The 12,851-nt window shown below is 64.9% G+C and carries 10 protein-coding genes and 2 pseudogenes; 5 read left to right on the forward strand and 7 right to left on the reverse strand.

Translation table 11 applies throughout. The features are described from left to right. Positions 1 to 153: 153 nt before the first annotated feature. Both ACFOYW_RS18515 and ACFOYW_RS18520 read right to left on the reverse strand, forming a co-directional pair. A complete protein-coding gene (locus ACFOYW_RS18515; RefSeq protein ID WP_390232546.1) occupies positions 154 to 711 on the reverse strand; it encodes a S24 family peptidase in 558 nt (185 codons plus the stop codon). Between the two features lie 110 nt (positions 712 to 821). Continuing rightward, positions 822 to 1,445, reverse strand: coding sequence for a hypothetical protein (locus ACFOYW_RS18520; protein ID WP_390232549.1), 624 nt, complete (start codon positions 1,443 to 1,445; stop codon positions 822 to 824). Between the two features lie 626 nt (positions 1,446 to 2,071). Between ACFOYW_RS18520 and ACFOYW_RS18525 the strand changes: the two genes are divergently transcribed. Next, entirely contained in the window at positions 2,072 to 3,421 is a 1,350-nt protein-coding gene (locus ACFOYW_RS18525; RefSeq protein ID WP_390232552.1) for a lytic polysaccharide monooxygenase, read from the forward strand. Between the two features lie 108 nt (positions 3,422 to 3,529). Then, the gene (locus ACFOYW_RS18530; RefSeq protein WP_390232554.1) at positions 3,530 to 4,222 is read left to right on the forward strand and encodes a GntR family transcriptional regulator; all 693 of its coding nucleotides are present in this window, start codon (positions 3,530 to 3,532) and stop codon (positions 4,220 to 4,222) included. Positions 4,223 to 4,310: 88 nt separating this feature from the next. On the opposite strand, the pseudogene ACFOYW_RS18720 reads toward ACFOYW_RS18530, so the two are convergent. Continuing rightward, positions 4,311 to 5,546, reverse strand: a pseudogene (locus tag ACFOYW_RS18720) (IS30 family transposase). Positions 5,547 to 5,648: 102 nt separating this feature from the next. Between ACFOYW_RS18720 and ACFOYW_RS18545 the strand changes: the two are divergent. The 3 genes and pseudogenes from ACFOYW_RS18545 to ACFOYW_RS18555 all read left to right on the forward strand — a co-directional run bounded on the left by ACFOYW_RS18545 (position 5,649) and on the right by ACFOYW_RS18555 (position 7,528). Then, positions 5,649 to 6,104: a hypothetical protein gene (locus ACFOYW_RS18545; RefSeq protein ID WP_390232556.1), complete on the forward strand. Its 456-nt coding sequence runs from the start codon at positions 5,649 to 5,651 to the stop codon at positions 6,102 to 6,104. Positions 6,105 to 6,352: 248 nt separating this feature from the next. Beyond that, a complete protein-coding gene (locus ACFOYW_RS18550; protein WP_390232558.1) occupies positions 6,353 to 6,664 on the forward strand; it encodes a Mu transposase domain-containing protein in 312 nt (103 codons plus the stop codon). Beyond that, a pseudogene (locus tag ACFOYW_RS18555) lies at positions 6,664 to 7,528 on the forward strand (ATP-binding protein). The gene ACFOYW_RS18550 and the pseudogene ACFOYW_RS18555 overlap by 1 nt, the downstream one beginning before the upstream one ends. Here the strand turns inward: ACFOYW_RS18555 and ACFOYW_RS18560 are convergent. From ACFOYW_RS18560 to ACFOYW_RS18575, 4 genes are all read right to left on the reverse strand, one after another. Then, the gene (locus tag ACFOYW_RS18560; protein ID WP_390232561.1) at positions 7,459 to 7,929 is read right to left on the reverse strand and encodes a helix-turn-helix domain-containing protein; all 471 of its coding nucleotides are present in this window, start codon (positions 7,927 to 7,929) and stop codon (positions 7,459 to 7,461) included. The pseudogene ACFOYW_RS18555 and the gene ACFOYW_RS18560 sit on opposite strands and share 70 nt — an antisense overlap. Positions 7,930 to 8,079: 150 nt before the next feature. After that, positions 8,080 to 8,361 (reverse strand): hypothetical protein, encoded by a 282-nt coding sequence (locus tag ACFOYW_RS18565; RefSeq protein ID WP_390232564.1) that lies wholly within the window; start codon positions 8,359 to 8,361, stop codon positions 8,080 to 8,082. 15 nt (positions 8,362 to 8,376) lie between these two features. Then, on the reverse strand, positions 8,377 to 10,692 hold the full coding sequence (locus tag ACFOYW_RS18570; protein ID WP_390232567.1) for an IPT/TIG domain-containing protein: 2,316 nt from the start codon (positions 10,690 to 10,692) through the stop codon (positions 8,377 to 8,379). 715 nt (positions 10,693 to 11,407) lie between these two features. Next, positions 11,408 to 11,869: an IS30 family transposase gene (locus ACFOYW_RS18575; RefSeq protein WP_390232569.1), complete on the reverse strand. Its 462-nt coding sequence runs from the start codon at positions 11,867 to 11,869 to the stop codon at positions 11,408 to 11,410. Positions 11,870 to 12,851 lie beyond the last annotated feature (982 nt).

Genomic DNA, 12,851 nt, shown 5'->3' on the forward strand with positions numbered 1-12,851 from the left:
TCGAAGGTGTGCACGAGGGGCTCACCGATTATGGCGACCGCTGCGGGGGCAGCGCCAAAGGCCGCTGCTTGTCCGCCCCCGAACAGCGCTGACGCTGCCACAGCCGTGCCGCTGAGCGTGACCGCAAGGGACTTATGTGACATGAAATTCCGTTCAATGGGGCAGGTAAGCAGCCGCGTCAGGGTCGTTCGAAACCAGCGAAGAAGCGCCCCGGCGAGCGATCTTTGGCTGCCGTGCCATCACGGGGGCAATCAAAAGGAGGGCCAGCGCGCCGCCAGCAAGCACGATTCGACCAGTGACCGACTGAGTGAAGAGAAACATCGAACCCAAGAGGCCGTGGAGAGCAAATCGCGGTTTGCCGGCCAACTGTCCCTCAGAAACGGGCTGCGGGTCCGTGTCAAGGTTGTTGTCGCCCTTGAGCCACGTACCCCTCTCGGTCACCGACTGCACGCGGTGCATGTATCGGCTCGCGCCAGTTTTGTCGCCTGGAAGCATGACGATGACAACCTGACCGACTCGCTTGAGATCGGAAGGGAGTGCCGGCTGAACGTCAACGACCTCGCCAAGGCGGTATGTCGGCGTCATCGAGACACCAGTGACTTGCATGAAGTAGTCACCGGAGACGAGTCTCCACCCCAAGGGGGCGGCGAGGACGATTAGGAGCAATGCCGCAATGATCTGCATCGCGACGGGCAGCATCCGCTTCGCCATAGGAACAGTCCTCTCTGTCTATGCATCTGGGATCTAGCTGAGTTCACTCGCTGGAGCAGTCTGGCTCTGGCCGTCTCGCGATTGCCGAGCCAGACCACACCGGCGAGGGCTTATTTCGCCGACTCGGGTAGGAGATAGCTGACTGTGAAGTCGGCATCAACGTGCAGTGTGGTCTCGGGATCTCCGTCGAGCTTGGTCGGGTCCTGCAGGAGCACGCGCACCGGAATCGAGATGGTCTTGTTGCCCCCGATCTTGTGCTCAGGTCCGAGCCCAAGCGCGGCGTCGTAGCTGACGGGGTTTGCAAGAGTGCCCGCTGCGTGCCACTGCGTGTTCGTGTCGGCTGTGCCCTCGTCGCCGTAATAGACCTTCAGATTTTTCGCGAGCGAGTCGTCCACGGTGGAATTGGGTGCAAGGGTGCCGTCGAACACCGTGTCGGCGTCCCCGTGGTTGACGACATTCCAGGTTCCCTGGACGAGGTCGTTGTATGTGGTGGTGTCGAACTCTTTGTCGAACGGCGCGCCCGTGACCTCGAGGAGGCTGCCGTGAACGCCGGCGGCGTCGGTCGGTACGGCGGCCTTGAAGTGGTTGTCGCCGAGCACGGTGTTCAGCGATGTCAGTGCGCCGCCGGCCGCTACGCCGGCAGCCACTAGGCCGGCGATGCCGAAGAGTAAGGCCTTGCGACGACGACGCGGCCGCGTGGTCTCCGTTGAGTGGGGGTTGAGGGGCGTGGTCACTTTCGTTCTCCTATTCCGATAGCGCGGGGGCCGAACCTGTTCGTGGCAAGTCGCCGCCCGCGTTGCTGACTTACATGACTGTGCCAGCGCTGCCCGAGGCATGCCCGCCAGGTTGCGTAGTTTCACGCACTCATCGTGCGCTCAGTACGCAACCGGCCGGCGTTGCCCCTCAAACGCGACTGCTGCGGCCTCGGTTACCGGCGGCCCGGGTGTCATAGGGCAGCCCTTATGGAGCACGTGATCTGAGCCGAGCGCCCGGGTGACACACCTTAGGCGGCCAAGCGGCCTATTGCCAGTTGGCACATTGGCCGCGCATAGGAGCCGTGCCCACATGAGTGGACATCGTCTGCGCCCCCAGCGAGCGCTGGTCATGGATGCGGTCATATCAACGGGCCCGGCCGTCGGCGGCTGTCGTCAGCGAGGTCGCGGAGCCGCCCTGGTCATCCGCTCGCTGTTGTCCATTGGGTGGCGGGGGAGGGCGGCCCGACTCGACATGGAGCGAAGGGCGTCCCCGCCGCCGTTGCAGGTCGTACGTCGGACGCGACTTCCAAAGCTTCCGGCGGCCAGGATCGCTGCCGATTTGCATCTGATATATCAGAACAGCTAGCATCACATTTCGTCGCCAAATGCGAAGTGCGGTCAAGCCGCAGGCGACAGCGACAGAAACGAAGCGAAACGAAAGGGAAGTAATCATGAAGCGAAAGAGAGTGCTTGTCACCACGGCTGCGCTGGCGTGTGGTCTGGTCATGTCTGGCGCGTTCGCGGCAAATGCCGCCACCCCGGCGGCAACCAGCGTCTCGTCATTTGGAGTCTCGACCCAGCACGGGTATGTGGGCGCGGTATCCTCGGACGTCATCTCGCGTGCCGCGATGCCGGCCAACAAGCCGATTATCGGTCAGGCGCAGTATGAGCCGCAGAGCATGGAGGCGCTGAAAGGCTTCCCGGCTGCCGGCCCTGCTGACGGCCAGATCGCGTCCGCGGGCGGGAAGTACGCGGAGCTGGACAAGCAGAGCGCCACGATGTGGGCGAAGAACGTAGTCAAGTCGGGTCCGATCAACGTAGTCTGGAAGAACACCGCGTCGCACAAGACGACGAAGTGGGACTACTTCATCACCAAGAACGGCTGGGACCCGAACGCGCCGCTCACCCGTGCTGAGCTTGAGCCGTTGGCCACCATCGACGGGGGCGGCGTGGCGCCCGGCGCCGAGTCGGCGCACAAGCTCGCTCTTCCGGCCGATCACAGCGGCTACCACGTGATTCTCGCCGTATGGGAGATCGCTGACACCGCCAATTCCTTCTACAACGTCATCGACGTCGATATCGACGGCCAAGGAGACGGCCTTCCCTCGCTGAACCCTGGGGATGATCACGCCGCGGACCAGGCTCCGACTGAAGATGCCCCTACTAATGATCAGGCCGCCGAGGATGAAAGCCCGGCTGATGACCAGTCCGCAGGTGACCAGGCTACCGATGCCGACGACGTGACTGCGCCGAGTGCCCCCTCGGGTCTTCACTCGATGGGTACCACGGCGGACAGTGTCGACCTGATGTGGTCGGCCGCTAGCGACAACGTGGGCGTGGTCCGTTACGACGTGCAGCGTGCCACTGCGACCGGCGCGCTGTTCTCGGTTGGCTCGACGGCCAAGGCGAGTTTCAAGGACGCCGGCCTGCGCGCAGCGACTGCGTACCAGTACCGCATCGTCGCCATCGATGCCGCGGGGAATTCGACCGGCAGTTCCATTCTGAACGTCACCACGAAGGGTGGATCGCCGAGCGCCCCCGTGGACAACACGCCCGCCACCGACGCCCCAGCGAGCACTCCCGACTCCGGGGTGCAGGCGTGGGATATGCGCGCCTATTACAACAAGGGCGACCGCGTCAGCTACAACGGCAAGACCTACGAGTGTGTTCAGTCGCACCAGGAGGTCGGTGACCCAGGCTGGATCACCGCGCTGAGCCTATGGAAGGCGTTGTAGGCGCGTGGGAGTTACGAGGCGGGCGGGACGAGAGTCCCGCCCGCCTCTGTCGTTGTAAGTGCGTGTTGTGTCAGCATGCTAAAATACAAGGGTCTGGGGGGAACCGCTATGCCAATACCAGAGGACCTCCCGGTCCCGATAGCACGCCGAACTCTGCGTGAGCTTGCGTTTGAACGGCTCCAGGATGCGATCCTTGACGGCACCCTGCATCCCGGCGAGATATTGCATGACAAGGAGCTCAGCAAATGGCTCGGCTTGTCTCGCACGCCAATCCGAGAGGCCTTGAACGACCTGGAGCGCATCGGCCTTGTGGAGATGGCAGCTCAGCGGTATACGCGGGTGGCCGCCCCGGTGCCCGAAGAGCGCGCCGAAATACTTCAGGCTATGGGAGCGGTGCTCGGGGGCGTAATCCGGCTCGCGGTACCGTCATTGGGGGAGGATGTCCGTGGTGAGCTCGCCGCGCTGATCGACCAAGGAATGAGGGTCGCGTCAAAGCGTGACATTGCGTCCCACAGCAAAATCGCGTGGCAGATCGTCGAGACTTTGATCGACAGTTGCCCGAATCAAACCTTGATCAGGCTCGTCCGTCATTGGATCACCGGACTGCTGTATCGCGTTACAGTCACGCGGACGCAAGAGGTGACTCGGTGGCAGGCGCTCGAGGAGAGCTATCCGCAATTGCAGCGGGCGATCCTCGATGGCGATGGACGTGCCGCTGAGGACGCAGCCGGAAACCTGTTCGGTTTCGACGTCGCGCAGGCCTCGGGCGCCGTGCCCGAGTTCCCGCGAGTCGACTATTGAGCGCGTGTTGTCCGTTGTCGGGCCGGGATGGAAGGCGAGGTGTCGACGACGCTCGAAAAGTGGGCTGTAGCGGCGGCGTGGATTCTAGTCAAGGTCGCAACCCGGACTGGCTCTCCGAGGCTAGCAACGCGTTGAAGAGGTCGGCGGGTGGCCGGTCCTCGAGCACGCGCCGGGGGCGGTTGTTCAGCGCGTGCTCGACCGCGAGCAGATGCTCTGGTCCGTGCACGCTGAAGTCGGTACCTTGCGGGAAGTAGTCGCGCAGCAGCCCGTTCGTGTTCTCGTTCGAGCCGCGCTGCCAGGCTAAGCGGGAGTCGTAGACGTAGATCTTCGCGTTCAGCGTCTCGGCGATCTCGAGGTGGCGGCCCGTCTCCGTTCCCTGGTCCCAGGTGATCGGCCGCAGCAGCACTGGTGGGAAATCTGCCATTCGCGCTTTCAGCGCTTCGTGGAGTGTTTCCCCGTCGCGGCGCGGAGGATGCGGGCGGCGAACCATTCGCGCTTTGCGCTCCACGAGTGTGCCGATCGCTGAGCTCAGCTACTTGCCCGCGATGAGATCGCCCTCCCAATTGGCTGCCTCCGAGCGGTCCTCCGGTTCGATCACCACGCTGATGGATCGTCAGCATCGGCTGCTGGAAGCGAGGGCGGCGGCGCTGATCGCTCTGGTGGGCACGCGGATGCTCTTGCCCTGTGCGCAGCGGTGAGCGGCGGTGCGGCGCCAGCCGCGAGGGCCTGACGAACACGGAGCCGGGTTCGTAGATCGCGTGATAGATGCTCCCGTGACACAGCCGCATCCCCGGATTGGCCGGGAACCGCAGCCGCAACTGCCGGGCGATCTGCTGCGGGGTCCACCGCAGTCCCGGCATCTCGAACAGCAGCTGGCGCACTTCCGCGTTGGTCGCCACCCGCCGAGGACTATGGCGCGCCCGCCGCGCCGTCGCATGCCAATGCGCCTCGAACGGCCGGTACCCGCGCCCCGCCGCCGCGTTGCGGCGCAACTCGCGAGAGATCGTCGAGGGGGCACGGCCGAGCTGCGCGGCAATCTGCCGCACACCGGCACCGCCATGACGCAGATCCGCGATCATAATCCGCTCGTCCTGCGATAGGAACCAGGCACTGACCTGACGGGCCGACAGCCGCTCGAGCGCGGAAACGAGCCCGACCGCCTCGCCATTGCGACACGTCTTATTGCCGCGTGCCCAATTGTTCCGCGCAGTACGCGAAACACCGACCTCCCGGGCTGCGGCGCGGATGCCCACCCCCGCTCCCGCAACTCCATGAACCGCTGACGCTTGGCCGACTGCGGCCCGCGCCCCGGCCCCTTCTTCACACGACCAGACGACGACAACACAACCCCAAATACTCTCGGGTGTTGCGACCGTCACTGGAAACCACCCGGTTGAAAAGTAGGCCACCCAGACAGATTGATTGGGTGATCCCGGTGGAGGACGGGGCGTTGATTAGGCGGCTGATCGCGGACCGGGGCGAGCGACCGGGCTCGATCACGTGGTTCCGCCAGAACGTCCAGCGCCCGCGGCCCGAGCGTCGGTCGGTCGATCCGGCGGATCGGCTGGCGTGGACGCCGGGCAATGCGGCGCGGTGGGATCTGTCGTTCGGGTCGAAGCGCATCCCGCTCGAGGACCGGTCACGTGCGCTGCTGCCGGTGCTGGTGATCGTGGCCGCGCACTCGCGGTTCCTCACCGCACAGATGATCCCGACGCGCACGATCGAGGACCTGCTCTTGGGGTCCTGGGAGCTGATCCGGCGACTCGGCCGAGCCCCGCGCCGGCTGATCTGGTACAACGAGCTCGGCATCGGGCAGCGGGACGTCTGGCAGAGGGTGTCTCCTCCTTCGCTGGGTCGCTTGCGGCGAAGGTCGGGCAGCTGAACCCCTACGACCCCGAGCCCAAGGGCATCGTCGAGTGGCACAACGGGTTCTTCGAGACCTCGTTCCTGCCCGCCCGTACGTTCTCCTCGTCAAAGGACTTCAACACGCAGCTGGCCGAGTGGCTCCAAAAGGCGAACGCGCGCCTCTTGCGGACGATCAAGGCGCGGCCGGTGGATCTGATCGCGCATGACCGGGAGCCGATGCTGTCGTTGCCGCCGACCCCGCTGCAGCTCGGCTGAAGGGAGAGAGTGCGCTTGGACCGGGACTACTACATGCGCCTTGCCCCGAGCGACTACTCGGTTGATCCGCACACGATCGGCCGGATGGTCGAGGTGGCCGCAGATCTCGAACGCGTGCGCGTACGCCTGGAGGGCCTGGTTATCGCCGACCACGCCCGCATCTGGGCACGCGGGATGACGATCACCGATCCTACGCATGTGGCCGCGGCGAGGGGACTGCGACAGCGGCTCCAACAACTCCGACCCGCACCTGGCGATGACCTCACCCGGGACCTGGCCGACTATGACCGGGCCTTCGGGCTCACCGGCGAGGTGGCCTAATGAGCGCGGGGCCCACCGAGGCTCGCAAGCAAATCACCTACCTCTCCGGGGGCCAGGGCACCGAGGCCGCCGAACGCCTCGCCGACCAGGCCCGGAATGCCGGCTGGTCGTTCGAGCAATACCTCGGCGCCGTCCTCGAGCGGGAAGTCTCGGCCCGAGGCGTCTCCGGCGCCGAGCTGCGCATCCGCGCCGCGGCCTTCCTCACCCGCAAGACCCTCGACTGGGACGCCCAACCCGCCACCCGGCAGCAAATCGCCGCCCTGGACTTCGGCGGTTTCCTCCCCGAGGCCCTCAACGTGGTACTCCTCGGGCCGCCCGGAACCGGGAAAAACCCACCTGGCCACCGGCCTCGGCATCGTCGCAGGCCGCCACGGGCACCGGGCCATGTGTTCGCCACCTCCACCGACTGGGTCACACGGCTCACCGACGCCCACCGGCAAGGACGCCTGCCCCAGGAGCTCACCCGTCTGCGGCGCTACGGGCTGACCATCGTGGACGAGGCCGGCTACTTTCGAGCAAGACGCCGCGAACCTCTTCTTCCAGCTGGTGTCCTCTCGCTACGAGCACGCCTCGCTGATCCTGACCTCGAACTTGCCGTTCTCCAGATGGGGCGGCGTCTTCGGCGGCCAGGCCGCGGCCGCCGCGATGATTGACGGTATCGTGCACCACGCCGACGTCCTGAACCTGAGAGGCGCCAGCTGTCGCCGGTGCGCGGAACGCAGGCGTTGCGATCTTCTGCCGGACGCTCCACGCACTCTCGCCGCTCCTGCTATATCAGGCCGGGACGACGACCCCTACGAGCCCGATGCAACGAGCTTCTTCACATCGATGTGGATCAGCGACCCGGGATGGCCGTGCTCGTAGCGGCGCGCTGTCTGACGGGTCGCACGGATCACTGTCCCGGTGACGGGGTCCAGCTCACGCAGCAGCGGGGCCCGATACCGGCGCAGCACACGCCCCACGGTCGAGGCCTGCAGCCCGAGCCGGTCCGCGGTGAACACCGGGCCGCGGCGGGTCAGGTGACGCATGATCCGCACCCGCGCCTCCACGCAGGCCCCCGTCCGGTGAGGGTGAGAATGCGCGACGCTGGAACGGTCCACCAAGCCCGCCGGGCGCTGCTCGCGGAACCTGCGCCACCACCGCCACGCCGTCGTGCGCGAAATGCCCATCTCCGCCGCAACATGAGCGACCGCGCGCCCCGAGGAGATGCGCTGGACCATGATCAACCTGCCGGCCGGAGTCAACCGGGCATTACCGTGAGACACAAGAGACCTCCGCGCGTTCGAGCTGAAGAACTAGACAGCTCCAACTCGACCCCGGAGGTCTCTCCTACGTCAACAACAATTCGGGTCAGTACAGCTAGGCCCGTAGACCTTCTGCCGAGGAAAGTTGCCCACTGTCTCATACGGGCGTGGTCAGCTGTTCTCATCGCCGACGCAGCACTCTCGGGCGGCCCGGATGGTCACCTCGCGCTGTCGGGAGATCTCGGCCCGTAGCCGCTGGACAGCCTGTGCTCGGCTCGTCCAAGACTCGGCCTCACCGCTCCGGGCCGGTGTCAGGTGGTTGTGGCGACGCGACTGCTCGATCGCGGTAGCTTGCTGTGCGCAGACCTCGGCATAGTAATCAAGCGCGGAAATGAGCGTGTGGTAACTCGCAAGGTCGCTGAGGTCCAGCGACACCAGAAAGCGGAAATTCATGTGACGCTCTGGTTCTCATTCGGGAAGCTGGCTGACGACCCGAGCGTGGCCGTGCACGGCAAGTTGGGCGCCGGGGGCGACCTTGACGGTAATGGTGCGTGAGGCCGCCCCGTGAAAGTTATCGTCAGCTATCAGCGTGTGGCCCCCCGGGCTGAGCGCTTTGGTTAGCTGCGCAGTCCACTCACCGTTCGCGGCTGCGTTCACTGTGGCGATAATGGGGCCATCTGGGGCGTCTCGCAGCGTCACGGTCGCGTCGGGCTCGGCGCCGCCGTTGACCGTCGGCCGGGAGGGCGTCGTTGCACCTTCTTCGGGCAGCGCGATCCCCAGCGCGCTGCGGTAGGTGTAGCTGCTGTCGAGGGTTGCGTTCCCGAATGGCGATTCGACTGTCACGCTGACGACGCCGCGGTCGTGTGGGGGCGTGGTCACCGTGAGCGCGGCGGTGCCGTTGACGCTCAGGTCCGTTCCCTCGATGCCGTCGAAGGTAACGGCAGTAGCCTCTTTGAGGCCAGTTCCGCTGATCGTGACTCTTTGTCCTCCGGTGGTGGTGCCGGCGTCGGGGGAGAGGCTTTCCACAGTGGGGGGCGCGACGTAGGTCACGCGGGGGCCGACGACGTCGACGCCGTACTCATGGTGATAGTCGATGTGGACTTGGCCGGCCGCATGGGGAGGCGCGACAAATCTCAGCGTTGTGCCATCGGCGGACGCCGTGACTGCCGCCGCGGCATGGTCACCGGCATTGCTTCCCACCTCGATGCTCGTTACTTGGTCGAGCCGCTCCCCACTGATTGTCACTTGCGTGCCTCCAGCGACGGGAAGCAGGGACGGTGAGACGCCCTCAATAGAAAACGGCAGCTCATACGTGTATGCGTCTTTCACGGTGACGTTTCCTAGGGGGGAAGCTAGCCCGATCGAGACTTTCCCGGCGCTGTGGCCGGGCACGCGCACCGTCAGCTGCCTGCCGCCGCTAGAGGCGCTGATGTCTGTAGCGGCTATGTCTCCGAACGTGACTTCGGTCACGTCATCAAACCCGGTGCCAGTCAGTGTGACGCCTGTTCCGCCGCTTGTTGGCCCCTTCGCGGGCGAGATGTCGGTCACCGTCGGGGCTTCTGCATACACCAGATGGGGCCCCAGGACGTCCTGCTTGCCCTGGTCGTGGAGGTAAGTGACCAGCATGTCTTGTGGGGAGTGTGGCGGGGTGACGAACGTAAGGGAGGAGCGGTCGGGGCCAGGCGCGACGGTGACGGGAATAACCTCACCGCCTGGGCCGGCAATCTCGATGCTGTCGACCTTGTCTAGGTTGGCTCCAGTAACGGTCACGATTGTGCCGCCCTTGGTCGGGACGCGGGCGGGCGACATCGAGTCAACCGCGATCGAGGCGGTGTATTCGAACCCATGCGGCACATTGACTTCGCCGTGCCCGCCGATCGACTTCAAGGCGATAGTCACAGGTCCGCTCGCGTGGGGCGGTGTCACGGCGGTCAAGGCGTTCCCATCGTTACTGTGATTCAGACTGGTCGCCTCGAGGCCGCCGAACGTTACCGTCGAGACCCAATTGAGGCTATATCCGGTGAAGGCGACTTTGGTGCCGCCCTCTATCGGCCCAGCCTCAGGGGTGATGCCAGTAAGGATGATGTTGTCTTCATAGATCACCGGCACCGTCTGCGGCTCGGCATATTGCGAGTGAATCTTCAACGATGCCGGGCCTGGCTGATGGGAGGGCATCGTGACCCAGACCGACGGTTTGGCGCCCGCAATGTAGGGATCGTTGATGTCAAAGCGGACCGCATCCCCATCAAGGTCGATCGAGGTGACGTATTCGAGATTCGTGCCGTTCAACGAGGTGCTACCCCCGAATGGGGGGGAGAACGTCGTGTTCGTCATCGAGGTGACCCGGGGAGCGTCCCGATAGCTAAATGTCCCCACGTCTGTCGCAGACAACGAACGGTCGAAGAGGGTGACCTCTGCGTCGCCCTCGCCTTCATGCGAAGGCGACTGGAACGTCAAGAGGGCTCCCTGCTCATGCACGGTCCACTCGGACGGTTGGAGCGCAGCGCCACCCACAAGGACTGCGATCACATTGTCGAGGCCGTTTCCAGAGACGACGATCTCTTGACCTCCAGAAGGAAGGCCGACAGACGGCGTCATCGTCTCGACTGTCGTGTTTCGTGCCGACGCCACCTCGACATGTCGCACGTTCGAGGCAACGTCATGGGAATGACCGAGGGCAGTCCCAGCAGCAGGCGTGGCGCCGGCGAGGATCGATGAGGACAACGCTATGGGCACTGCAAGTGCTGCGATCCATGTGAACGCGCTGCGACCGGACGTTGCCATTGGGGCCCCTGATTCTGACTAGAGCGAACGATGCGGGTGTTTGAATTCGGCGCTCGGGCGACGATCCTGATGACGCTCCCGCTGTCTTGGGGAGCTGTTTGACGCCGTCAGACGCGCTTCTTCAAACAATGCTCACTCGACGACTCGTGGAAGGTGCGCGCCAGTGCGTGTTTTGCGAACACCCTTTCCGCAGTTCCACGCACTTCGGCCGGCCTAACGTTGCGCCGACGCGGGGAAAGCTGCATGCAAACATCGAACGCGGCGATACGGCATCGATCTCCTTCCCCATTCCGTTGCGGGGACTCGCGAATGTAAAAGATGCGTCGCTCGATCGTCCTCTGGACGAACCCAACACAAGTCGCAACCGCGCCTGCGAATCTAGGTGCCGCCCAGCCTCAGGACTATCCACAGGCTGTTATCGGGATCCGAGCGCACCGGCATTCGCGCGTGTCGCAGAATTCACGCCTGCGATCCATGACTCACGTCCGACTTGGGCCGGCCCGTGGCGAAGTCCGGCGGCACTGCATACTGGGCATCGAGTGGCCGACCCGGGCGCTTCCTCTGCCCCACGGCTGGGTCCCCGCAAGCAGGCGCACCGCTTGTCGATGACACTTGAGGGTCACGCCGTTTCGACGGCTTCGCTTCCAGCAGTCATTGCAACGGGGGATATTTCTCGGAGGCTAGCAGCGCGGTGAAGAGTTCGAGCGGGGCGCGGTCATCGAAAACCATTCGGGGCGTGCGTTGAGTTCATGAGCGACGCGCTCAAGCGCGCGCGGGTATGCGCGGAGAGATCGGTCGATTTCGCGAAGTACTGCCGCAGCAGCCCGTTCATGTTCTCGTCCGTGTCGCGATGGCGGGAGCTGGCTGCGTCGCGGAAATAGATCCGCGTGCCCGTGTCCGCAGTCGCGTCGAGGTGTTTGGCCATCTCCGTACCCTGATCCCAGATGATGGTGCGCCGCGACGCCGGTGCCAGCTCTTGCACCGCACTCACGAGCGCGGCATGCGGGTGCATCGAGCGGTGGACTGGCAGGTGCAGCAGCCTAACGTAGCGCATCTGTCGCTCCACCGGCGTCCCGATCGCGGACCGGTCGTGCGGGCCGATGATGAGATCGCCCTCCCAATGCCCCGTCTCGGAACGGTCGCTCGGCTTGAAGCCGTTCTCGTGCAGCTCGCCCAATGGCTCGGCGAGCCTGCGGCCGGTCGGCGTCGGTGTTCACGCCCGGTCCTAAGCAGCGCTGCCTCCGGTTTGCGCGCGATCCCCGTTCCCGCCCGGTACACCGCACGCTAGACGGTGTCAGTTGCGACCCGATGATGCGGATCGTGAGGATGTGCCGCGCGAAGCGCCTGGCTGATCTGCTGCCGGCCCTACCTGGCGCGCAGCCTCTCGATCACGAACCGCCGCAGGCTTCCTTCGGCGGCGAGTTTCAATCGCCGGACCTGGCGGGGCCGCGACGCGGCGGCGACATGCGCGTGGAACGGCCAGTAGCGCCCAGACGGATGCAGCTTGCGGGGCAGCTCCGGGCTGGTCGTCGGGGCGCTCGGCCCAGCGAGTTCCCGATCGCCATAGGTACCAGGCCGCGACTTGCGAGATCGGCGACCTGCACACGCTGCTGCTCCGAGAGGAACCGGGCAGAGATCGAACGCAACGCAAGAGGTTCCAACAGAGGTACGACTATGACGGTGCCATCTTTCCACCGCACCGTGGCGCCGCTCTTCCACCGGCTGCCAGTGGCGCGAGAGATGCGCAGCTGTCGGCACGCGGCACGTACCGCGACGCTCTGTGAAACCAGCTCCATGAACTCACGCCGCTTCTGCGACATAGGCCTGTGACCAGGTCCTTCCGAACACGACGAGGCGATACAACAGGGGCCCCTTCCCAGCGGTCCTCATTGCGGTGGTCACTGGAAACCACCCCGTCGCTATGGCCTACTTTTCAAGCGTCGCCGACGCCGCCCACATTGATAAGAAAAGCTTCCGGGGTCTGGTTCGTTGCGAACCGGACCCCGGAAGCGAGAAACGAAAGCGAAGTAAATGGACAATATCAGAAGACATGCCGAGAGATCCCGCAGAATGCCGCATTCCACGACCCCGCGTGGGTGCGGAGATCGGCCCGGAACTAATGGCCACTCGCCGCGGCAGGCGAAGCTCTGGCGCGATGT

The sequence above is a fragment of the Gryllotalpicola reticulitermitis genome, from assembly GCF_042651345.1.
GTDB classification, from domain to species: Bacteria; Actinomycetota; Actinomycetes; order Actinomycetales; family Microbacteriaceae; genus Gryllotalpicola; species Gryllotalpicola reticulitermitis.

Excerpts from the sequence above, each read along its gene's own strand:
- ACFOYW_RS18515 (WP_390232546.1), bottom strand. The coding sequence starts at position 711 with ATGGCGAAGCGGATGCTGCCCGTCGCGATGCAGATCATTGCGGCATTG.
- ACFOYW_RS18525 (WP_390232552.1), top strand. The coding sequence starts at position 2,072 with ATGCGAAGTGCGGTCAAGCCGCAGGCGACAGCGACAGAAACGAAGCGA.
- ACFOYW_RS18530 (WP_390232554.1), top strand. The coding sequence starts at position 3,530 with ATGCCAATACCAGAGGACCTCCCGGTCCCGATAGCACGCCGAACTCTG.
- ACFOYW_RS18565 (WP_390232564.1), bottom strand. The coding sequence starts at position 8,361 with ATGAATTTCCGCTTTCTGGTGTCGCTGGACCTCAGCGACCTTGCGAGT.
- ACFOYW_RS18570 (WP_390232567.1), bottom strand. The coding sequence starts at position 10,692 with ATGGCAACGTCCGGTCGCAGCGCGTTCACATGGATCGCAGCACTTGCA.